Source organism: Ferruginibacter sp. SUN106, assembly GCF_050611765.1.
In the GTDB taxonomy this organism is placed as follows: Bacteria; Bacteroidota; Bacteroidia; order Chitinophagales; family Chitinophagaceae; genus Ferruginibacter.
Window position 1 is genome coordinate 478,497 of the sequence record NZ_JBODJC010000002.1, and the last position, 22,468, is coordinate 500,964.

24 protein-coding genes are annotated in these 22,468 nt (G+C 37.6%); 8 read left to right on the plus strand and 16 right to left on the minus strand.

Annotation, left to right across the window (positions count from 1 at the left end; translation table 11 throughout):
* The 5 genes from ACQ334_RS08020 to ACQ334_RS08040 are packed head-to-tail and all read right to left on the minus strand — an operon-like array spanning position 1 to position 3,561.
* The gene (locus ACQ334_RS08020; protein WP_430987668.1) at positions 1 to 420 is read right to left on the minus strand and encodes a hypothetical protein; all 420 of its coding nucleotides are present in this window, start codon (positions 418 to 420) and stop codon (positions 1 to 3) included.
* A gap of 5 nt (positions 421 to 425) precedes the next feature.
* Complete coding sequence (locus ACQ334_RS08025) at positions 426 to 1,181, minus strand: ferritin-like domain-containing protein (RefSeq protein WP_430987669.1); 756 nt, start codon at positions 1,179 to 1,181, stop codon at positions 426 to 428.
* 16 nt (positions 1,182 to 1,197) lie between these two features.
* Positions 1,198 to 2,550 carry a cell envelope integrity protein CreD gene (creD, locus tag ACQ334_RS08030; RefSeq protein WP_430987670.1) on the minus strand — a complete coding sequence of 451 codons (1,353 nt, stop codon included), beginning with the start codon at positions 2,548 to 2,550 and terminating at the stop codon, positions 1,198 to 1,200.
* A 55-nt stretch (positions 2,551 to 2,605) separates the two neighbouring features.
* A complete protein-coding gene (locus ACQ334_RS08035; RefSeq protein WP_430987671.1) occupies positions 2,606 to 2,902 on the minus strand; it encodes a winged helix-turn-helix domain-containing protein in 297 nt (98 codons plus the stop codon).
* 5 nt (positions 2,903 to 2,907) lie between these two features.
* Positions 2,908 to 3,561 (minus strand): hypothetical protein, encoded by a 654-nt coding sequence (locus ACQ334_RS08040; protein ID WP_430987672.1) that lies wholly within the window; start codon positions 3,559 to 3,561, stop codon positions 2,908 to 2,910.
* 165 nt (positions 3,562 to 3,726) lie between these two features.
* On the opposite strand from ACQ334_RS08040, the gene ACQ334_RS08045 reads away from it, so the two are divergent.
* Positions 3,727 to 5,781, plus strand: a complete 2,055-nt coding sequence (locus ACQ334_RS08045) for a penicillin acylase family protein (RefSeq protein WP_430987673.1) — start codon at positions 3,727 to 3,729, stop codon at positions 5,779 to 5,781.
* Positions 5,782 to 5,838: 57 nt separating this feature from the next.
* Complete coding sequence (locus tag ACQ334_RS08050) at positions 5,839 to 6,774, plus strand: hypothetical protein (RefSeq protein WP_430987674.1); 936 nt, start codon at positions 5,839 to 5,841, stop codon at positions 6,772 to 6,774.
* 39 nt (positions 6,775 to 6,813) lie between these two features.
* On the opposite strand, the gene ACQ334_RS08055 is transcribed toward ACQ334_RS08050, so the two are convergent.
* Complete coding sequence (locus ACQ334_RS08055; protein WP_430987675.1) at positions 6,814 to 8,286, minus strand: YiiX/YebB-like N1pC/P60 family cysteine hydrolase; 1,473 nt, start codon at positions 8,284 to 8,286, stop codon at positions 6,814 to 6,816.
* 13 nt (positions 8,287 to 8,299) lie between these two features.
* A complete protein-coding gene (locus tag ACQ334_RS08060; protein ID WP_430987676.1) occupies positions 8,300 to 9,541 on the minus strand; it encodes an aspartate aminotransferase family protein in 1,242 nt (413 codons plus the stop codon).
* A 40-nt stretch (positions 9,542 to 9,581) separates the two neighbouring features.
* Here ACQ334_RS08060 and ACQ334_RS08065 point away from each other — a divergent pair, with 40 nt between their 5' ends.
* The 4 genes from ACQ334_RS08065 (at position 9,582) to ACQ334_RS08080 (ending at position 11,149) form a co-directional block, all read left to right on the plus strand.
* Entirely contained in the window at positions 9,582 to 9,752 is a 171-nt protein-coding gene (locus ACQ334_RS08065) for a hypothetical protein (RefSeq protein ID WP_430987677.1), read from the plus strand.
* A gap of 10 nt (positions 9,753 to 9,762) precedes the next feature.
* Positions 9,763 to 10,290 carry a gamma carbonic anhydrase family protein gene (locus tag ACQ334_RS08070; protein WP_430987678.1) on the plus strand — a complete coding sequence of 176 codons (528 nt, stop codon included), beginning with the start codon at positions 9,763 to 9,765 and terminating at the stop codon, positions 10,288 to 10,290.
* A 200-nt stretch (positions 10,291 to 10,490) separates the two neighbouring features.
* Positions 10,491 to 10,685 (plus strand): hypothetical protein, encoded by a 195-nt coding sequence (locus ACQ334_RS08075; protein WP_430987679.1) that lies wholly within the window; start codon positions 10,491 to 10,493, stop codon positions 10,683 to 10,685.
* 161 nt (positions 10,686 to 10,846) lie between these two features.
* Entirely contained in the window at positions 10,847 to 11,149 is a 303-nt protein-coding gene (locus ACQ334_RS08080; RefSeq protein ID WP_430987680.1) for a hypothetical protein, read from the plus strand.
* Between the two features lie 96 nt (positions 11,150 to 11,245).
* Here ACQ334_RS08080 and rsgA read toward each other — a convergent pair whose 3' ends face one another.
* The 5 genes from rsgA to ACQ334_RS08105 form a co-directional block, all read right to left on the minus strand.
* Entirely contained in the window at positions 11,246 to 12,193 is a 948-nt protein-coding gene (gene rsgA / locus ACQ334_RS08085; protein ID WP_430987681.1) for a ribosome small subunit-dependent GTPase A, read from the minus strand.
* Positions 12,194 to 12,313: 120 nt separating this feature from the next.
* Positions 12,314 to 13,315 carry a vWA domain-containing protein gene (locus ACQ334_RS08090; protein ID WP_430987682.1) on the minus strand — a complete coding sequence of 334 codons (1,002 nt, stop codon included), beginning with the start codon at positions 13,313 to 13,315 and terminating at the stop codon, positions 12,314 to 12,316.
* A gap of 14 nt (positions 13,316 to 13,329) precedes the next feature.
* Positions 13,330 to 14,253, minus strand: a complete 924-nt coding sequence (locus ACQ334_RS08095; RefSeq protein WP_430987683.1) for a hypothetical protein — start codon at positions 14,251 to 14,253, stop codon at positions 13,330 to 13,332.
* 63 nt (positions 14,254 to 14,316) lie between these two features.
* Entirely contained in the window at positions 14,317 to 15,186 is an 870-nt protein-coding gene (locus tag ACQ334_RS08100; RefSeq protein WP_430987684.1) for a DUF58 domain-containing protein, read from the minus strand.
* A gap of 18 nt (positions 15,187 to 15,204) precedes the next feature.
* A complete protein-coding gene (locus ACQ334_RS08105; protein ID WP_430987685.1) occupies positions 15,205 to 16,206 on the minus strand; it encodes an AAA family ATPase in 1,002 nt (333 codons plus the stop codon).
* A gap of 342 nt (positions 16,207 to 16,548) precedes the next feature.
* Between ACQ334_RS08105 and ACQ334_RS08110 the strand changes: the two genes are divergently transcribed.
* The gene (locus ACQ334_RS08110) at positions 16,549 to 16,881 is read left to right on the plus strand and encodes a YbjQ family protein (RefSeq protein WP_430987686.1); all 333 of its coding nucleotides are present in this window, start codon (positions 16,549 to 16,551) and stop codon (positions 16,879 to 16,881) included.
* Between the two features lie 449 nt (positions 16,882 to 17,330).
* Here ACQ334_RS08110 and ACQ334_RS08115 read toward each other — a convergent pair whose 3' ends face one another.
* Positions 17,331 to 19,013: an NAD+ synthase gene (locus tag ACQ334_RS08115; protein WP_430987687.1), complete on the minus strand. Its 1,683-nt coding sequence runs from the start codon at positions 19,011 to 19,013 to the stop codon at positions 17,331 to 17,333.
* Between the two features lie 73 nt (positions 19,014 to 19,086).
* On the opposite strand from ACQ334_RS08115, the gene ACQ334_RS08120 reads away from it, so the two are divergent.
* Positions 19,087 to 20,127 carry a hypothetical protein gene (locus tag ACQ334_RS08120; protein ID WP_430987688.1) on the plus strand — a complete coding sequence of 347 codons (1,041 nt, stop codon included), beginning with the start codon at positions 19,087 to 19,089 and terminating at the stop codon, positions 20,125 to 20,127.
* Between the two features lie 165 nt (positions 20,128 to 20,292).
* Here the strand turns inward: ACQ334_RS08120 and ACQ334_RS08125 are convergent, their stop codons facing one another.
* From ACQ334_RS08125 to ACQ334_RS08135, 3 genes are all read right to left on the minus strand, one after another.
* Positions 20,293 to 21,399 carry a fatty acid desaturase family protein gene (locus tag ACQ334_RS08125; protein WP_430987689.1) on the minus strand — a complete coding sequence of 369 codons (1,107 nt, stop codon included), beginning with the start codon at positions 21,397 to 21,399 and terminating at the stop codon, positions 20,293 to 20,295.
* A 129-nt stretch (positions 21,400 to 21,528) separates the two neighbouring features.
* Positions 21,529 to 21,915 carry a Co2+/Mg2+ efflux protein ApaG gene (gene apaG, locus ACQ334_RS08130; RefSeq protein ID WP_430987690.1) on the minus strand — a complete coding sequence of 129 codons (387 nt, stop codon included), beginning with the start codon at positions 21,913 to 21,915 and terminating at the stop codon, positions 21,529 to 21,531.
* A gap of 198 nt (positions 21,916 to 22,113) precedes the next feature.
* Positions 22,114 to 22,464: a translation initiation factor gene (locus ACQ334_RS08135; RefSeq protein ID WP_430987691.1), complete on the minus strand. Its 351-nt coding sequence runs from the start codon at positions 22,462 to 22,464 to the stop codon at positions 22,114 to 22,116.
* Positions 22,465 to 22,468 lie beyond the last annotated feature (4 nt).

Sequence of the window (22,468 nt, forward strand, 5' to 3'; positions counted from 1 at the left end):
TTATTCTTCCATAGTATCAATTGCTTTTAATTTATCCTGAAATATAATCACTGCACTTACAGCAGATACTACAATTGAAATACATAAAAAAAGAGGGGTACTATTAATTTCAGTTAGAAAATCTTTAAAAAATACAGCACCTGCTATTGCAACAACAAAAGTTACCAGTAATACCAATTGAAATGCATTGGGCCAGGCCTTAATCCTTAGAAGAAAAAGAGACAATATCATGGCAATAAATAAAACAGGTATTGAAAGGAGAAAGGAGAAAAATACTGATAAGAAAAAAAAGATAATCATTATACCATTCACTTCATGAGAGGATAAAATAATATAAAGAGTACTAATGCCTGCATTAATAAGCGATGCAAAAAACCAGATACCTGCATATATCGACATTGCTCTTAAATACTTATCCATAACTTTTATATTGTTGGGCGATAAGATGGAACAAATTCATTTTCATTCGTTCCATATTTTAACCTCCCGACTGTTTTCTCCAGTTTCATATTCATTTTTTTGTAGTACTTTTTAAAATCAATACCGCCCGCTTTAAATAATTTTTTATGTGCCAGCCACACTACCAAAGAGGTAACCTTGTAAAAAAATTTATAGCCATAATAGGATATGGCCATACCCGCCATAGTCTTGGCATTAAATATCCTTGCCAGCCTTTCCTGCTGAAATTTGATATGCGGTGCTTCGTCAATTAAAATATCTGTACATATTTCTTTCAGCAGCGAACACTGCGTAGCATCTTTCAATGCCTGGTAAAAAATTTGTGCAGCGCTTTCCACCGTGATCACGGCAATTGTCCACATTTCCATACTGGCATTCAGATAGCGTATCTTCCTGAATAAAGTATCGCCCCAGTTTTTTTTAATCCTTGCCTGGCCGATGGCATCCAAATACCTGCCCAGGTTATTGCCGTGCTTCTGTTCTTCTTTAATAAATAATTTTATCGCATCTACATATAAAACATCGCCGTGTTTAGCCGCATATTTTTCACTGGCCTTAATCAAGTTTTTTCCTTCCGATGTTTCGCCCAATTGCCATGCCTGTAGTGATTTTAAAACTGCCTTAAGTTCTTCTTTTGTTATGGCAGGAGCCTGCGACCAGTCAATCCTTTTTTCCTGCAGGTTAGTATTAAAGTAAGTGATCCATTCCTGAGATGTTTTCATTGTAATTGTTTTAGCGTTATAATTGTTGCTGTACGATAGCTGCTTTCTTATCAAAACCAAACCAATCTATTTTTCTGCTGAGATACATCGCTGCTGCCAGTAATACAAAGAGGCCAACACTGCCAAATAATAATGCGTTATCCTGCATCTGAATCAATACATAAATAAACAGGTATAGTGCAGAAAGTAATGCAGCAAAAACTAAAACCACATTCCATTTTTTAAAAATGCTTTTGGTATACCAGCTTAACAAGAGCACTGTTGCTGCTGATGCCAAAAGATAAGCATAGGGAAACTGAATATATTCTGAAACAGAAAGCAGCAGGATATAAAATATTACTAATGCCATTCCAATTAGAATGTATTGTAAAGGATGAACAGGTTTGCGTTGAAAGATCTCCGTAAAAAATAAAGCAAAAAAAGTAAGTGCGATTATAAGGATAGCATATTTAACCGAACGCATGGTTTGAGCATAGGCATCAAAAGGTGATAAAAGAATTACACCAAATGCACTTTCTTTTACTGACTGTGCGGCAGTACCTGCACCATTAAATATTTTAGGGAAATCCCGATTAAATTGTGAGATACTCCAATCCGCTTCAAAACCTTTTTGAGTGATACGTTCTGTATCGGGCAAATATTTTCCATCAAAAGCAGGATTACTCCATGAAGAAGAAAAATGTACAGTAGTGTTGCTGCCTAGCGGTGTACAGTATATTTTTTCTGAGCCTTGCAAAGTAAGTTGTATGGAAAAATTATTTTCGCTGTCAATAAAAGAAGTATCAAGCGGCATAGGTACAGAGATACTCTGAGAGACGACACTGTTATCTGGCACGCCGGCTTCCATGTTCAGTAGTTGCCCGTTCCATTTAATACTTTGTTGCTTGATACCTTTAAGATCGGATATACCAATGCAGAGTTTTGCCTCACTCCATTTTATTGCCGTAGGATTTACACCAACCGCAGTAAAACTATGTTTGGCAAACTTTCCATTCAACAGTAACGGCTTTGCAGTAAATACAGGTACTTTATAAATACTCCTGTATCTTATCTCCGGTTCTATTGTGCCGGAGATGTTCAATTGTTCAGGCATCAGGAATAGATTTTTTTTCACTGTTACTGCATTGCCGTTGCTGATGTCATTTTCGGTGTAGGGTATAATTAAAAACGGGCCGGTAATGGTTTGTGCTGCAGACCATTTGTTGCTGATCTCTTTGGTTACTTCCTGTTTTCTGTCTTTGCGGTCAGTAACAAGGGACATTATTAAAAAAGTGGGAATAAGGAGTGCAAGAATTAAAAAGGCGATAAAAAAAGATTTAAGCACCAGTTTGTTTTTTTGCCAAAAGCTAAGGGTGGGTTCTGTTTCCATTTTGTTTTTTGTTTTTAAAAGTACTTTGTATTTCAAAGTAAAAGTATAAAAAAAATTATTTCATAGAGCCAATCATTTTTTCCAATGCTGTTAAATGTGTCTTAAAAGCTTTTTCTCCTGCCTTGGTAATTGAGTACGTGGTGTTGGTCTTTCTGCCAATAAAACCTTTTTGCACTTTTACAAAAGCACTTTCTTCCAGGGTTTTTAAATGACTGGCCAGGTTGCCATCGGTAATACTTAAAAGCTCTTTTAGTTCATTAAAGTTTAATTGTTCATTTACCATCAGCGCACTCATAATGCCCAGGCGGATACGGCTGTCAAAAATTTTATTTAAGTTTTCAATTAAGTTCATTACAACTAGTCGTTATTTTTTTCGTACCTGTACCACATCACAATACCATAAATGATATGCAGCAAACCAAAACCTGCCGCCCAAAAATATACACCGTAGCCAACAAACCAGCAATTAATTATACCCAATAAAATCTGGCAATAACCCAGGTACCTTATTTCACTCAATGTGTACTTACTGGCATTTACTAAAGCAAGCCCGTAAAAGATCAAACAGCCAGGCGCTATCAATCCGTAATTTCCAAACTGCATTTGCCTGAACAAATAAATGCCACCTGCTATCATTGGCACGGCCACATTTATTAAAAGCCTTTTAGAAGAATAACCCCACATAGGGATATTATTTTTTTTGCTTCTGAGGTAAGTAAATAAAAAAGAAGATAACAATGCAGCAAAAAAAGTGATCACTGCAATTTTAAACAACCGGTGCCCCATAAAATCCTGGATCGTTTCTGTTTCAAGGGTTTTGTTAATGATAGCCCTTGCGCCAGATGGCCCCCCGCTTGCAAGTATAACATCATTAGCAAACCATGCACCTGCCAACGCACATAAGCCGGCAGCAACACCACTTAAACCACTAAGGCTGATAAAACGGCTGCTGCGTTCCATCATCTGTTTTATTTGCTGAAGGTCCTGGAGGGATTGTTGTTGCTCATTCATAAAAAAGCACTTTGAAATACAAAGTAAATCATTGGTTTTGATTTTTGCAAATTAATTTTACCACTTGCCAAAGTATTTTCGAATGACAATGTGGTGATAAATCATTTTTCGTCTTATCTTACAACAGCAGCATCAGCTGCATTTACCAAACACTGCCTATAAAAAATGAGAAAACATGTTTTAGCCATTCTCGTGGCCATTGCCTGTATTAATTCGTCTCTTTTTGCACAACTGAAAATCAATCCTGCTGCCATTGATATTGTAAGAGATTCGTTCGGCGTACCGCACATCTTTGCCAAAACTGATGCTGAAGTAGCTTATGGCCTTGCCTGGGCCGAAGCGGAAGATGATTTTGAAAGTATGCAACAAGTGGTATTACCCACCAAAGGCCTGATGGGTAAAGTATTAGGTAAACAAGGTGCTGCCGGTGATTATGCATTTGCTTTATTCCGTTGCAGGGAAATCACCGAAGAAAAATGGAGCACACTTTCGCCTGAATTTTTACAACTCATTGCTGGTTATGTACAGGCGCTGAATCATTATGCTGCAACACATCCTAAGGAAGTGTTACACAAAAAATTATTTCCCATCACGGTTAAAGATTACATTGCTTCTTCTGTATTAGCACTTACCATTTTTAATGGTGCCGATGGCGCCTTACAAAGAATTTTTAATAATGCAGAATGGGAAGCACCTGAGTTGAATAAAAAAGGTAGTAACTCTTCGGCTATCAGTGCTACAAAAACTACAACAGGCGAAGCCTTTCTTTTAATTAATGCACACCAGCCTAATACAGGCCCGCAGGCTTTTTACGAAGCTCACTTATGCAGCGAAGAAGGATTAAATGTTACAGGTGGTTTACTTGCCGGCGGCCCCTGCATCCTTCATGGTGTAAATGAAAATTTAGGCTGGGCACATACGGTAAACTATTGCGACAGGATGGATGAATACCAGTTAGAGATGAATCCTGAAAATTCATTGCAATACAAATTTGACGGTGAATGGATAAACCTGGAAGTAAAAACAGTACGATTAAAAATTAAAGGCGTGCCGGTGACTATTAAAAGAAAAGTATACTGGAGCAAGTATGGCGCTACCATGAAAAATAAACAAGGTTTCTTTTCTATACGCCTTGGCGCCAATATGCGTATTGGGGAACTGGATCAATGGTATCATATGGATAAAGCAAAAAACTTTACGGAGTTTTATGCAGCATTGAGTAAACAGGAACTGAGTATGTTTAACATCATGTACGCAGATAAGCATGATACCATTTTTTATATCAACAATGCTTTAATGCCAATAAGAGAAGCTGGTTATAACTGGAAACGAACATTACCCGGCAATACTTCAAAAACCTTATGGACAAATTTCAGGGGCATAAAAGAATTGCCACAATACATTAATCCTTCAAGCGGATTTTTATTTAACACTAACCATTCTTCTTTTTTAGCAACGGGTGCCAATGATAATTTAAAACCTTCGGCATTTGCAAAACAAGATGGCTGGGAACAATATCATTTAAACAGAAGTGTACGTTATTTAGAATTGTTTCCTCAAAACGACAAACTGAGTTACGAAAAATTTAAACAGATAAAATTTGATCAGCAATATCCTTCAGTTTTACAATTTCAATATAAGATTGACAGCATGTTTTTATTAAGCGAAACCGCATTTCCGGAATACGCATCATTGATTGCTGCTTTTAAAAACTGGGATAAACGTGGTGATGCCAACAATAAAGGTGCGGCCATATTTTTACTGACCTATGAGCACCTTAAAAAATTATTGCAAGGCCAGGATTCAAGACCCATAACAACTGCAGAAGCAGTGGCAACTTTTAAATATGTGCAGGAGTACATGCAAACTAATTTTGGAAGAACAGATATTGTACTGGGTGATCTGCAAAAATTAGTTCGTGGTGACAAAGAATGGCCATTAGGAGGTTTGCCCGATCAGTTATCTCCTCAATGGACAGCACCTTATAAAAAAGGCACACTGAAATCTATTGGTGGCGATGGGCTGATCATGTTTGTTCGTTTTGCAAAAGAAGGTTTACCAAAAATTGAAACCATCAATATGTATGGTGCCAGTGCAAGGCCAGGCAACATACATTTTAACGACCAGGTGGAAATGTATTTAAAGCAACAAACTAAAACCATGACATTAGATAAAGCAACGGTGTATAAAAATGCTGAGCGTATTTACCATCCGGACTAGTTACTTTAATTGATTAAGCAGTTTTTATTTATCTTTCGTTTTAAAATAATCATCTGCATGAAAACCACTATCCAATTTTTATTTATTGTATTGCTATCAGGCAGCGGCTTTATTGCTGTTGCTCAAAACCGTACTACAGATACCAGCGCCACCTGCATTTCTTTCTGGAAAAATAAAGACACCAGGGTTTATCAGATTAAACATTCTAAAGAAAAAACTGACTTGGTAAAAGGCAAATCCATATCTGCCGCAACTTACGAGGCACATTTAAAAGTGATTGACTCTTCTGCTGCCGGTTTTACTATTGAATGGGTGTATAAAAATTTTGCCACTTCAGGTGCGTCAGAACAAACACTCAACAGCCTCCACTCTATTATGGAAGGTTTGAAAATAATTTATAAAACAGATGATGTAGGCAGTTTTTCTGAATTGGTTAACTGGCAGCAGGTAAGAGATTTTGCAATCAGCAGTTATGAAAAAGCCATAGCGGGTAAGCCACAGACTAAAGAATTTGTAGCCGGCTTAAACCAGGTAAAAGCAATTTTTCAGTCTAAAGAAAATATACAAACCATCCTGATAAAAGAAGTGCAGCTTTTCCATTCTCCTTACGGTATAGAATACAACACAGGCGGAACAATAGTAGCCACTGAATTACCAAATGTTACCGGCGGTGCACCATTTCCTGCGACTGTAACACTTATGCTTAATGAGCTGAATAAAAAACAGGATTATTGTAAGATAAGCCTGAACCAGGTAATTGATAAAGGTAAAGCCGGCCCCATAATGGCTGCAATGCTTAAAAAATTATCCAGCACTCCCATTAAAGATGAAGCGGAAATTGACAAACAGATCAAGGATATGGAGATGAGTGATGTTAATCAATTTACGTATGCAATCTCCAGTGGCTGGCTCAGCCGTATTTATTATAGCCGTACTACAATAATAGGCAGCCTTAACCAGGTGGAGAGTTATGAAATAACGGAAAAGAAATAGTTATTGATCAACTTTTAATTATTACCTCTGTTTTTTATCCTATTCTTTTGCGGCTGCTTCTGCAAATTTTATCAACTGCCAGTAAGGAGGACGATACCCGTTTTGTTTTTCAAAATCTGCAGCCAATGCTTCTGTTTTAATTTTTACAGCTTTATGCATGGCTACAAAAGTTTCGTTCTTTAATGCACGGGTAGCACTCATACCTTCAGGTATGATACCATATTTACCAAATCTGTTTAATAGCCAGCAATAAGCTTTCAATGTTCTTGCAACGGGTAACATCCACATATTATATCCAATCACCTGGCCTTTGTCAGCTTTTTCCAGTAATGCATCCATTGCTGCATTATCTATATGATCTTTATACAAGGTTTCCGGGTCACGCCATTCGGCAACAATGGTCAATTGCGGATCATACTCCAGGTCGGATGGCATTTGGGTAACAAAATTTTCTACCCCAAAATCCTGCAACCAGTTTACAACACCCTGTGATGAAATGGTAGAAATATTTTTCCATAGCTGTACACCATTTTTCCTGTAGGCATAAGAGCCTACTTCAGAGCAAAACATTTCAGTGGAATCATAGAAATTCATTTTAAAGTCGTAAGGAATATGCCGGCGCAATGCTTCATCATACATTAGCTGTGCGGCTTTTTGCGGAAGCATCTTATCTTTTTGAATCGCAGGTAAATTATTCCTTAACCGCAGTACCATAAAGCGCAATTTTTTATCTTTTACATATTGCTCCACTGTTGAAACAGCAACGCCTTTTTCTATATGTGCTTCAATTAAGTAAGGCGTATTGGTTTTAGTATCTATATAGATCAATGCTACATGAGAAAAATTTCCGGGGTAATCATTACCTCTTGATATCAGTGCAGAAACTTCTGCGCCACCACGGGATACCAGTAAATCGCCGCTGTGTACCTCTATACCAAAAATTTGTGTAAAAGGGGTAACAGAATTTTCCTGCATCACCATCATAGCTGGTGGAAAATGCTGAGGGTTGCTTTGTAATAACACTTCCTCCACCGCCGAACGCATACCATACAGTAAGGCGTACATTTCATTTTTTACGGCAGTATCATTCATATCCCAATACTGTGATTGCAGTTTTATATAACTACGTAATCGGTTATAATAACCGGTAAACCATTCTACCTCACCGGGCTTTGCAGCAACTAAAGCTGCAAGGCTAAAAAAATTATTTTCAATTGTTGTAAAGATGGTATCAGTTGCAGTATAAGTGCCATTTTGAAAAACAGATAGTTTATTTTCTGCAACACTTTTTTCTGCCCGAATTATTGAATCTAATTTTATTGCTGTTAATGCTTTAGCATTTTTAAATCGCTGCTCCATCAATTGCCACACATTATCCCTGTTCCAGAAAAATGGTTTTTTATCTGCCGTTACAATTGCAGTATTGCTTTTAGTATCTGGTATTAGTAATACAAGATAGAGAAGTATCAGCGCCATCAAACTACGCAGGCATAGTTTCTTTAATTTTTTCATATGGGTATAGTGTTCAGTTGTTGCAGAGTACCTCTGTAATTTTTTTACAGGCAATTCTAATTTCTTCTTCACTGATCACCAATGGTGGCACAATCCTTAAAGAATTGGAAGCGAACAAAAACCAATCGGTAAAAATTCCTTCCGCAATTAATACATCAATAATTTTTTTATTTACCTCAAAACTTTCAAACTCAATTGCAAGCATTAATCCGCAGCTGCGTACACTATAGCGTCTTGACGGCTCCAAGCCGTCTGACGCTTTAGTGTACTGGGGTTTTGCCGGTTTAGAACCGTCTGGCCCCTTGAGCAATTGTACAAACAATGCTTCTTTTTCTTTTACCCTATCAATTAACTTTTCTTCCAGCAATACTTTAAAAGCAGCTAAGCCTGCAGCACAACAAACAGGGTGGCCTCCAAAAGTATTAATGTGTCCCAATACAGGATTATACGATAGTGAATCCATAATTTTTTTATCCGCAACAAAAGCGCCTAATGGCATACCGCCGCCTAACGCTTTGCCCAATAATAAAATATCAGGCACCACATCAAATTGTTCAAATGCCCATAAAGAACCATTGCGTCCAAAGCCGCATTGTATCTCATCTAAAACCAAAAGTGTTCCTGTAGCATTACATTTTTCCCGTAATGCCTTCAGCCAATTATTTTGTGGTACTATCACCCCGGCTTCTGCCTGTACTGTTTCTGCAATAACACAGGCAGTGCGTTCAGTAATATTTTCCAGGTCTTCAAAAGAGTTATAATGGAGTTGCATGGTATCCGGCAACAATGGACGAAAAGCATTGCGCCAATACTCATCTCCCATAATACTTAACGCCCCTTGTGTACTGCCGTGATAACTATTTTTAAAAGAGACGATCTGCGTTCTGCCACTAAAGCGTTTGGCTAATTTCATAGCGCCTTCTGTTGCCTCACTACCGCTTGCCGTAAAAAAAACGGAATTTAAAGAAGCTGGTAAATGTTGTGTAAGCATTGTGGCGTATTGCACCTGCGGACTTTGCACCAGCTCTCCATACACCATGATGTGCAGGTAATCGTCCAATTGTTTTTTTATGGCTTCAATAACTTTGGGATGACGATGGCCTACATTACAAACACTGATGCCGCCAATAAGATCAATATATTCTTTGCCGTTTATATCAAATAATTTACTGCCTTCAGCTTTTACTATTTCCAATGCTAAAGGAGCTTCGGAGGTTTGGCCTACGTGTTGCAAAAATAAATTCCTGTTACTCATATTATTCAAAGTTCGTAAAGATTAATTGAATTATAAATGTTTGGTTAAATTGCAACAGGTAAAAGTATTGGCTGCATTTAATCTGCACAATAAAGATGTATTGCTGCAGAGTGCCCCGAATGCTTTCGGGATAAACGCTGCCAATGCAGCCCAACAGGAATTCAACAGCTCGTATAAAAAAATTATGACCACACTGCCAAGGCAGGATTAAAACTTACAATATGCCAGTAATTCTTCCGGTAAAAGGAGTAATGCCAGTAATGGGTAACAATTGTTTTATAGCCCCTAATGCCACCATTGTAGGTGAAGTGGTAATGGGTGATGATTGCAGTGTCTGGTTCAATGCGGTGCTGCGTGGCGACGTTAATTTCATACGCATAGGCAATAAAGTGAACGTTCAGGATGGCGCTGTAATTCACTGTACTTACCTTAAAACGGGTACTACCATCGGAAATAATGTTAGCATCGGACACAATGCAATCGTACATGGATGCGTTATAGATGATAATGTGCTGGTGGGCATGGGCGCCATTGTGATGGACAATGCCCATATTGGCAGCAACAGTATTATAGCAGCCGGCGCTGTAGTGCTTGAAAATACGATTGTGGAGCCGGGCACCATTTATGCAGGCGTTCCTGCAAAAAAAGTAAAAGATATCAGCCAGGAAAAGATCAGTGGAGAAATTGACAGGATAGCGAATAACTATTTGATGTATAGCGGGTGGTTTAAAGAGCCGCAAGGGAAATAGATGCAAGGGGAAGCAGGCTGTAAGAAACCAAATGCTTAACCCTTGAAGCTTGTTACTTGAGGCTGAGAAAGCTGCAAGGGAAATAGCTACAAGGGAGAAGCAAGCTGAAAGAGATAGAATGATAGTCCCTTGAAGCTTGTAACCTGAAGCTTTTTTTAATTGGGCTTTTACAGAAGCAGAGAAAAATATATCTTTAAGACATGAAAAAAATTATAGTAGCCATATTTTGCGTATCATTTTTATTAAGCGGATGCTTTATAACCAACCTGTTTCGTAAAAAAGAAAAATATGGCTGCCCGAGTGATGGCAGAAATGTAGGTGCCGAAAAAATACTGGCAGGAGAAAAAGTAAAGAAGGCAAAGTACAGAGGTGGTAAGAAAGCAGTAGGGGAATAGATGCAAGCCGCAAGGGGAATGTAAGAAGCTACAAGGGGAATAGCTGCAAGAATGAAGCAAGCTGCTAAGAACATAACGTTTATCCCTTGAAGCTTGTAGCTTGAGGCTTATTACTTGTGTAGCTTGAGGCTAAAAAAGATAAAACCTAAATCCGAATATTTATGTGCTACCAATTGAAAACCCCCAACGGCGCTACTGAAGCAGTTATTGACGATAACTGTGGCATTTCAAAATTTTATGCTATTGCCACCACACTTGCAGATGATTTACAAGTAAAATTTTTAAACCAGGTTGATGATGCTGAATCCTTAGATTGGGATTTTCAGTACAAAGACAATTTTTTAACGCTGCACTACAGCATTTTTAATGGTGTGAGTATTTTACCTCAGCAATTAGAAAATAAAAAGAAGGACAGTACTGCCGTAATGGAGCTGGCGAATTATTTGCAGCGCATGGCTTATTGATTTTTGATGCAGGATTTTTGATGTATGATTTAAAGAAAGTAGGATAAATTAGCGGACTATTGCAACTAAAGAAATCATAAATCACACATCATAGATCTAAAATTTTCTCTCTTCAATACTCTCGAGGATATTACAGTAACTAATATACCTGTCCATTGAAATGGTATTATTTTCTACTGCAGTTTTTACTGCACAGTTAGGTTCGTTGGTATGCATACAGTTGTTAAACTGGCAATCATTTATCAACGCTTTCATTTCAGGAAAATAATGCGATAGTTCCTGTTTTGGAATATCCACCAATCCTAATTCTCTTATTCCAGGTGTATCAATAATTTTTCCTCCAAAGGGCACATCAAACATTTCGGCAAATGTTGTAGTGTGCATTCCTTTTCCGCTCCAGTCGCTTACAGCCAGGGTTTTTAAATTCATCTCCGGAAAAATTTTATTCAGAAAGGAAGATTTACCAACGCCACTATGGCCGCTTAATAAAGTCACTTTATCTTTCAATAAATTTTTTACTTCCTCTACCCCTTCGCCGGTTTCCACACTTATTTTTTTTACAGTGTAACCTATGGCTTCATAAATTGCTTTCACCATTTCAAATTTTTCTTCTTCTTTCTTTTTATATAAATCTGCTTTATTAAAAACAATTACAGCAGGTATATGAAATGATTCGGAAGAAATTAAAAACCGGTCAATAAACCCTTGTGATGTTTTGGGATCTTTAATGGTAGCAAACAACAACGACTGATCTAAGTTTGAAGCAATGATATGATGCTGGTGTTTATTAGCAGGGGAAGTACGGGTGATATAATTTTTACGGTCATAAATTTTTGTAATGGTTACACCTCCTTCCAATTCATTTTCCATCTCAATCTCTACAGTATCTCCAACAGCAATCGGGTTGGTGCTGGTAAGCCCATCAATTTTAAATTTGCCTAACATGCGGGCATTGAATGTTTTCAGGTGTCCTGACGGCTCTAAGCCGTCTGACACCTTAACAACATACCAACTACCGGTAGATTTATAAACGATTGCTTTCATTGGTTGCAAATTTCACGAATTAAAATGAATTAGACGAATTAATACATGATCTCACGCCTCGCCTGATCATGCCTAGTACATCCACATGGTCAGACGAGGGCGTCAGACCATGTGGATGTACTATGGGAATTTTTTAAATATTGTAAACCGGAATAACACTTCTAATAAGAGTAACGCCAATGCTGCCATTACAAAGGGAAAAAATTTATCGGTATATCTTGTTAAGGTAGAGATCTCCACTTTTGATTTTTCAAGGCCATTGATATCGTCATAAATTTTACTGAGGCTTTCATTATCCTTTGCCCTGAAATATTTACCACCAGTTTCGCTGGCAATTTCATTCAGTAGTTTTTCATCGATAGTAACCTTGGTGTTTTGCATTTGCACCCCCAATGGTGTATTCACCGGTTGTGGCGCATAGCCCTCGGTACCTACACCAATCGTATATACTTTAATACCGAATGTTTTCGCAATTTCTTTAGCCGTTTTGGGATCTATCAATCCGCCATTATTTTCTCCATCCGTCAGTAAAATAATCACTTTACTTTTTGATTTGCTTGTACGCAACCTGTCTACACTTGTACCCAGTCCGCTGCCTATGGCAGTACCATCTTCCAATAAACCATTGTGAATATTTTCTATAGCCGTGAGTAAAACATTATGGTCAGTTGTTATCGGGCATTGCGTAAAACTCTCTCCCGCAAAGATCACTACGCCAATCCTGTCGGTACTTCTTTTATTTACAAAATCAGCAGCCACCGCTTTTGCAGCTTCTAACCTGTTAGGTTGAAAATCCTGTGCTGTCATGCTACCACTAACATCAATACACAACACAATATCCACGCCCTCTCCTTCCGCCTGTTGTAATTCGTATTTTGTTTGTGGCTTTGCTAATGCCACTATAATACAACTCAATGCTAACAACCGTAATACAAATGGCAGGTGGCGAAAACTATTTTTCCAGGAGGATAAACCTTTAGCACTTGCATCAGAAACTATGATAGCACCCTGCTGTGTATTATTTTTTATTGCATACCAAACAATTAATAGGGGCAGCAATGCAAACAATGCGAAAAACCAGGGTTGGCCAAAAGTGATATCGTTGAAATAATCGAAAAGCAAAATAGTTAAGTAGTTTAGGTGTTTAATGGTTTAGATGAATGTATGAAATGTATGGTAGCTTTTATTTTATTAAAACACTCTTCGCTTTCTGATGTAACAGGCAAATATTTTGCAAACTTTACCGCATCGCCGCAACGTAATGCAGTAGCGGCATTAGTGAGGGTATCTTTTGGCAGGTTATTTTCTGCTAATTGTACCAGCACATCACCGGTAGTTTTATTCATGATGCTTAACTTTTGCCTGCGGCTGATATACCATTTAAAAATGGATGAAAGTTTTGCATGGTATTGCTTTATATCTTCCGGATTTTGCAGGTTCAGTTGTTTGAGTTTGTCTAAATTTTGTATGGCCTCATCATAAGGAGAAAGCTTTGCAGTAAAATCTGTAGTGTCAGTTTTTGCTTTTTTGATCACATATTTCCAGATGAGAAAACCGATGATGACTAACAATATAATTCCACCACCGATATAATACCACAAATAGCTTTTAATCTCCACTTCCATAATGGGTTTAATATCCCGAAGCTGACTGGTACTGTCTGCAGGCGCATAGCCAACATTAACCGCAATAGAATCAGTTGATAAAAATATCGTGGTGTCATCTTTTACCGGGTCAAAATTTATTTTAAATGCCGGTATGTTCCATCTTCCCGAATCAAAACTTGTTAAGGTGATCGTTTGCTGAAGTGTAGTGGTATTATCCTGTATGCTGGTATCAATTTTACCTTTTTCCACTATATCAAAATGCGCCACAGAGTCGGGCAGTATAATGCCGCTTACTTTATAAACACCGGAAGGAAATGTTGATGTTACTTTATATTGTATTGGTTCTCCGATAAGAATGTCGTTCTTATCAACAACTGTTTTTACAGAAGGAGATTGAGCGAAAATATCCTGCGTACAAAAAGAAAAACAGGTTAATACTATTGCAATTATCACAAACCGGTTTATATTTCTCTTACCCATTATCAATTATACATTAACCAATTATCTATTGGTTTTTTAATTTCGTTTTATAAAAAACTGCTGTAATATTTTTACATAATCATCATCTGTACGCACATGCAGCAGCTCGGCACCTGCTTTTCTGAAATAATTTTTACTCAATTCACTTTGCTGCATAAAATGCTGCTGGTAATTGTAACGAACCAATGCATTACTACTGTCGATCCATTTACTTTTCTCCGTCTCTGCATCCTGTACCTGTATCAATCCGGCATCAGGCAATTGCATATCCATTTTGTCATACACTCGTATTCCAATAACGTCATGTTTGTTACCGATCACTTTCAGATCATCGTCATAACCGGCATCTAAGAAATCACTTAAAATAAAAGCAATACTTTTTTGTTTTACAGACGTAGTAAAATATTTTATAGCCTGGTCGATATTAGTAGCTTTTGTTTTGGCTTCAACAGTTAATAATTGCCGTACAATATACAATGCATGTTGCCGCCCTTTTTTAGGCGGGATATATTTTTCAATCTTATCACTAAAAAAAATAACGCCCACTTTGTCATTGTTACTTACAGCGCTGAAAGTAAGTACGGCCGCCATTTCTACAATAAGATCTTTCTTTTGCCTTGCAATAGTGCCAAATAAATTGCTTGCGCTGATGTCGATCAGCAACATCGCCGTCAATTCTCTTTCTTCTTCAAACACTTTTGTAAAAGGGTGACTGAACCTTGCACTTACATTCCAGTCAATAAAGCGTACATCATCACCTGCATAATATTCCCTCACTTCTCTAAAGCTCATACCCTTTCCTTTAAAAGCAGAATGATATTCCCCCGTAAATAAATGCGTGGTGATCTTTTTGCTTTTAATTTCAAGCTCCCGGACTTTGCGTTGTATTTCTTCTGTTGTTAACATGGTGGTTCGTTGAACGCTTTAAGGAACATTTACAACACGTAATATTTCAGTGATAATTTGTTCTACATTTACATTCTCTGCTTCTGCCTCATAGGTTAATCCTATACGATGACGCAACACATCTTTACAAATACTTCTCACATCTTCCGGAATAACATAACCACGTTTATTTAAAAAGGCATATGCTTTTGCAGCCAATGCCAGGTTAATACTTGCCCTTGGGCTTCCGCCAAAACCAATCAATGGTTTTAGTTTAGGCAGATTATATTTTTCAGGATAGCGGGTAGCAAAAACAATATCCAGGATATAATTTTCTACTTTTTCATCTAAGTAAACTTGTCTCACCAATTCCTTTGCCGTTAAGATTTCGCTGGTAGAAGCTACTGCGTTTATAGTCTGAAAACTTAACCCCAATGTATTCTGCCGGATAATTAATTGCTCTTCTGATTTTGTAGGATAATCAATAATTACTTTTAACATAAACCTGTCCACCTGCGCTTCTGGCAATGGATAAGTACCTTCCTGCTCAATAGGATTTTGTGTGGCCAATACTAAAAATGGTTCGGGCAATTTATAAGTAGTATCACCAATGGTTACTTGCCTTTCCTGCATGGCTTCCAGCAAAGCACTCTGCACTTTTGCCGGCGCCCTGTTAATTTCATCCGCTAAAATAAAATTAGAAAAAATAGGCCCTTTACGCACCATGAATTCATTCTTTGCCTGGTTGTAGATCATTGTTCCCACAACATCCGCTGGCAACAGATCGGGTGTAAACTGTATACGGCTGAAATTAGCCTGCACTGTTTGCGCCAGCGATTTAATGGCCAATGTTTTGGCAAGGCCCGGCACACCTTCCAGCAGCACATGCCCGTTGCTTAACAAGCCAATCAGCAGGCGTTCTATCATGCCATGCTGGCCCACAATTACTTTACTCAATTCATCATTGATCCTGGTAACAAATCCGGCTGCATGATTAATTTTTTCGTTCAGCAAACGGATGTCTTCTGCGGTTTGTAACATATGTTCTTTTTTTGGAGCCTAGCCATATCTCTTTATTCATCTTCATTGGCAACGGCCGTTTGTTATTTCATTTTTTTAGTACAAAAGTGAAATAACCACTCTTGTACAATATTTCTTCATTCAGCATTCATTGTGTTATACAAAATAACCTTCGTCACCAGAGCTTTGCAAGTATCATACCTAATATTCTATCCTGCAGGTAAATTTACTGTTTTATAAGAACCTCCCCTGTACCAGGCACAAGCTGCAATTTACGTACTCTCCCTTAACAAAAATTTTGCCATCTTGATGAGTGGGGCAAAAATCTGTTAAAATGAGTTTATCTTTAAAAAAATCATTGTTATGGTAGATCAGCAATTAATCACCGCATCCAACCAGTTGGAAGGATACCGTGTTACAAAACATTTAGGTATTGTACGAGGCATTACTGTACGCAGCCGCAGCCTGTTTGGCAATATTGCAGGCGGCTTTCAAACTTTATTTGGTGGCAAGATCTCTATCTATGTTGAATTATGCGAAAAGACGAGGGAAGAAGCTTTTCAACTGATGTTGCAACATGCTGCAGAACGTGGCGCCAATGCCATCATCAATATGCGTTATGATGCCAATGAAGTAATGAATGGCGTTACTGAAGTACTGGCTTATGGTACAGCTGTGGTGGTAGAAAAAATATAATCCTGTATGGAATTATTTTTTACCTGCATCTCAAATCATTATGAGATATTTCACGATCATTATCGCCCTATTCATCTGCTCAACCGCACATTCGCAAAATGACGAAGAAATAGCAATCAGTTGCGCTTTTCCTGTGTTAGCAACTTTTCCTGGGGGATATGAAGCTTTACATCGTTTTGTAAATAATCAATTTATTCAGCCTTATGTTGTGCCAGATAGTTCTTTCTCTAAAAGTGGTGTTGTAACATTTATTGTCAACAAAAAAGGTAGACCCTGCCAATTTAAAACAACGGAATTTGTAGGTTATGATTGTGACAATGAAATAATCAGAATATTAAAACGTACCAGGTGGAAACCTTGTTTTTTCAACGGTAAGACCATTGATGAACCAAAACAATTTTCGTATATAATTTTATTCGAAAAAACTTCATCCCCAAAAAGCAAATCCGCTAACTCAGATACTTCCCCACAATCGGCACCCGCCTGCCCACCCCAAATGCCTTTGGTGAAATACGTATTATAGGACAAAACTGGTTGCGTTTATATTCATTGATGTTTACCATTTTCAAAACCCTGTCTACCAAGGCGGCATCAAATCCCTGTGCTTTTATTTCTTTAGGCCCCTGCCTTCTTTCAATGTATTGAAATAATAATTTATCCAGAATGCTGTAGTCTGGTAAAGAGTCCGAATCTTTTTGCCCGGGCCTTAATTCTGCACTAGGCGCTTTTGTAATAATATTTTCCGGAATAATTTCTGCATTGCGATTGATATATTTTGCCAAAGCATACACCTGCATTTTATAACAATCTCCCAATACACCAAGGCCGCCGGCCATATCGCCGTACAAAGTACCATAACCTGTTGCCAGTTCGCTTTTATTAGACGTATTCAATAAAATGTAACCAAACTTATTGGCAATGGCCATTAGTAAATTTCCCCTGCTTCGGCTTTGTATATTTTCTTCGGCAATGCTGAAAGGCAGGTCTTTAAAAATGGGTTTCAGTTCCTGTAAAAAACTATCGTAAATATTTTTTATCGGTACAATATCGTAAGGGTTGTTCAGATTTTTACTCAATGCTTCCGCATCACTCACACTGTGCCCTGTAGAATATTCTGATGGCATTAAAACAGCTCTTACATTATCCGCACCCAATGCTTCACATGCCAGCGCTAATGTCACTGCGCTGTCTATACCACCACTGCTGCCCAGGATTGCTTTGGTAAAACCCATCTTGGTAAAATAATCTCTTATGCCCATTACAATAGCATCATATACCTGTTCAATATTTAAATTTTCTTCCAGTGCAATAGGGTTTAATTCTTTATCCGGCACACGGCTGGCAGGTTCAATAATTGGTGCATCAATAGTGCCATCATCATTTAAAATAAAAGATTGTAAGGATGATTGAAACGAAGGCAGCTTGCCGCACAAATTAGCATCCTTATCAAACACATAAGATGTGCCATCAAATATTATCTCAGTCTGGCTACCTACCGCATTGCAATAAAACAAAGGCAGTTTGTATTTTGTAACATTGGCTTTTATAGTTGCTTTTCTATCTTCATCGTGTGTATAATCAAATGGCGATGCAGATAAATTCAGCATTACATCAGGCTGCTGTTTCATCAGTTCATCCATCGGGCAAATGCGGTACATGGGGTTATCGCCCAGGTTCCAGATATCTTCACAAATAGTAATGGCTAATTTCTTCCCTTTAAATTCCATCACTTTCCAGTCGTAAGCCGGCTCAAAATAACGGTACTCATCAAACACATCATAATTGGGTAAACAGGTTTTATGTGCTATGCCTTTCACTTCCTTTTCATACAGAAAATAAGCAGCGTTAAACAAGTCCTTTCCTTCTCTTACCGGGTTTCTGTCTGGCGCCCCTATCAATACACCAATGGTATCTGCATATTGTTTTATCTCGTCAATAGCCGCATAACATTTGCCGATAAAATCATCAAACTCTAAAAAATCTTTTGGCGCATAGCCACATACACTCAGTTCGCTGAAAAGGATCAGGTCACCGCCTTGCTTTTTGGCTTCTTCAATAGCACAAATTATTTTTTGTGTATTGCTTTCAAAATTGCCGATGTGATAGTTTTGCTGTGCTAAAAAAATCTTCATAACGCCTGTTCCTCCTATTTATCTTTATGTTTAGAAATTAATCTTTTTCTTTGCAAAGTTAAATTATTCAACAATGCGGTTATTATTTGGTTTACTTATTCTAAGCAGTGTAGTCTTTTCCTGCAACAGCGGCGAAAAGATCCCTGATGTATCTGATGTAAAAGTGGAGGTGACAACCAAACGCTTTGAAAAAGATTTCTTCTCCCTTGATACCAACAATATTGATGCTGGATTAACGCAATTACAAAATAAGTACCCTGTTTTTTTTAGCGACTTCCTGGAGAAGCTTGTAGGAGTGGATGGAGAAATGATCAAAACCGGCGAAGCTAATAAAGCCATAAAGTCCTTCTATACTTCTTACCTGCCTGTTTATGATAGTTCAAAACTTTTATTTGCCAATTTTTCCGGCACCGAAAAAGAGATTATAAAAGGATTACAATTTGTAAAACATTATTTCCCTTCTTACAAATTACCCTCAGAAATTATCACTTTCATCGCACCAATGGATGCATCTTTTAAAACATCTTTTGGTTTGCAAGGCGATATACTAAACAGCGGATTTATTGGTGCCGGACTACAATTGCACCTGGGAAAAGATTTTTCTTTTTATAAATCTGAACAAGGACAGCAGTTATACCCCACATACATTAGTAATCGTTTTGAACCAACCACCATTGCAACTAATTGTTTAAAAAATATTGTAGATGACATGTTTCCCGAAAAACTGGAAGACAAAACTTTAGTACAACAAATGGTAGAAAAAGGAAAACGATTGTATGTATTAAGCAAACTATTGCCTTACATGGATGAGGATAAACTGATCGGTTATACTGCTGTACAATTAAAAGATTGTTACCAGCATGAAGAAAATATCTGGGACCTGTTTGTACAAAATGGTTTACTGCAAACTATTGATGATAACCTGATTAAAAACTACATTGGCGAATCGCCTAAAACACAGGAGCTGGGTGACGCATCACCAGGCAATATCGGTTCTTTTGCCGGCTGGCAGATCGTAAAAAAATACATGAAAAAATATCCGGAGACGAGCTTGCAAAAACTAATGGCCACTGATGATGATACCATTTTCCAGGAAGCGAAGTATAAACCGTAGATGAAGTAAATAAAGTATATGCCGTAAATAAAGTATATGCCGTAAATAAGTATGCCGATGTTTTCACATCGGCATACTTATTTATTATGTAAACGCTGATAATTATTTCTTACTTATTTACCTTTTCTACTCTATTTACTCTTTCTACTTATTTACTTTTTACCCCTACGCCGCAATCTGCTGCTGCATTTCCGCAGGCTTTTTACCTAAATGTTTCATTACTCTGAAATGAGAAGCCACAGCTTCTAACATAGTAGTATAGTGATTATAGGGTAAATTGTATTCGGCACATTTTTGTTGCACTATTTTGCTGATAGCAGGATAATGTACATGGCTTACTTTGGGGAAAAGATGGTGCTCTATCTGGAAATTCAATCCACCCACAAACCAGGAAATTACTTTGCTACCCATTGCAAAATTAGAAGTGGTTTTTAATTCATGCACTGCCCATGCAGATTCCACATGTTTTGTTTCCTCTAAACCTACATGTTCAAATTCAGTATTTTCAACAACATGCGCTAATTGAAAAACAACAGACAGCGTTAAACCCATCACAGCATGCAACAATAAAAAACCTCCTAACCATGGTAAAAAACCCCATTTAATAATCGGCAGCACTATATAAAAAGTTAAATACCCTGCTTTGGTTAACCAGAAAATAGTTTTGTTTTTTGCCGACATTTTCCATGCCTCTGTAGTATAGATTTTACCAGTAAAATATTTTGTAAAATCCATAAAAAATATCCAGAAGATAGACGACAAAGCATAGATAGGTAATAAATATAAATGCTGGATTTTATGTGCCGGCACCCACTTTTGTGTTTCGCATTGGCGGATGATCGGGCTCTTGGCAATATCATCATCAATTCCATCTACATTGGTATATGTATGATGAAGAATATTGTGCTTTTGTTTCCAGAAAAAAGAACTGGCACCTAATGCATTTGCGCTCAGGCCCATCATATCGTTCAACCATGGCCTGGTGGAATAACTGCCATGATTAGCATCATGCATCACACTAAAACCAATACAGGCAAAAATATATCCCAGTGCAGCGCAAATTAATAATGCAGGCAATGCAGTTAAATGTAAACCAGGCAACATCAAAAAACAATAGCCGGTAACAGCTGCTCCAATTAAAACAATGCTTTTACTATACAATCTCCAATCGCCTGTTTTCTTAAAGTTATTTTTTTCAAAATATTCGTCCACTGCTGTTTTAAGGCTCTGATAAAACTCGTTGTTCCGATTTGAAAAGGTAATTTTTGCCATAGCAAACTATTGAAGTGAAAGGTTTTCCGTAACTGGTTTTTTAAAAAGACTTTTGATAAATTTTATTAGGTATTGATGTTACCTATATGAGACGCTCTAAGGTACACTTAAAATTGATATAAATAAGCTTTAGTTTAGCTTAAAAGGTGTACTCATTTGAAAAGAAGGAATTGATACCGTAAAGGTTTTTTTATTAGTGATATTCTCCATAAGATAAGTACCATGCATTTTGCCTATTTCTGTACGCAGGTTGCACCCGCTGATATATTGGTATAACTGGCCTGGATTGATCTGTGGCTGCACGCCAACAACTCCTTCTCCCTCAACCTCCCTGAGGCTGCCATTACTATCATAAATATACCAGTGGCGGCTTAATAATTTTACAGGAAATGCATTGTTATTTTCAATGGTGATCTTGTAGGCAAACATAAACTCATTGTTCACCGGGTTACTGTAATCCGGCTGGTAGTACGTTTCCACACTTATTTTTATACCCTCAGAAATTTGAGAAACCATGTATTGAGTTTGCTGTAAAAATAGCAATAAAACCGGGGTTTTGTTGTTAAAATAATGAATTGCTTTTAGCCACGCAAACTTTAGTAACAACCACTAATGACACAAATTTTCACTATTGGCATTTTATTATTCCCCGCCAAGTCGGGGCAAGCTGTGTAAATTCGTGTTAGTAGTGGCTAAAAAACTACAAAGTAGTTGCTATATTTTTTTTGCAGCAGAATAACCGTTCTTTTGCAACCATTGCAACACTTTATTCCTGTTATCCCCCTGCACTAATATTTCGCCATCTTTGACCGAGCCGCCGGTGCCACAAAAAGATTTTAATTTTTTGCCCAGTTCTTCCATATCAGTTTGAGTGCCGGTAAAGCCTTCAATTAAAGTAACCATCTTGCCCGCCCTTTGTTTTTTATCTAACAGTATCCTTAATTTTTGTTTGGCAGGAGCTAAAGTTTCCTGGTCATTATTTTCCGTTTCTTCCAATTTAAAACCCGGGTCGGTAGAGTATACCAATCCTCCAAAGGAATTTAAACTGCTTTTCTTTTTACTCATATAA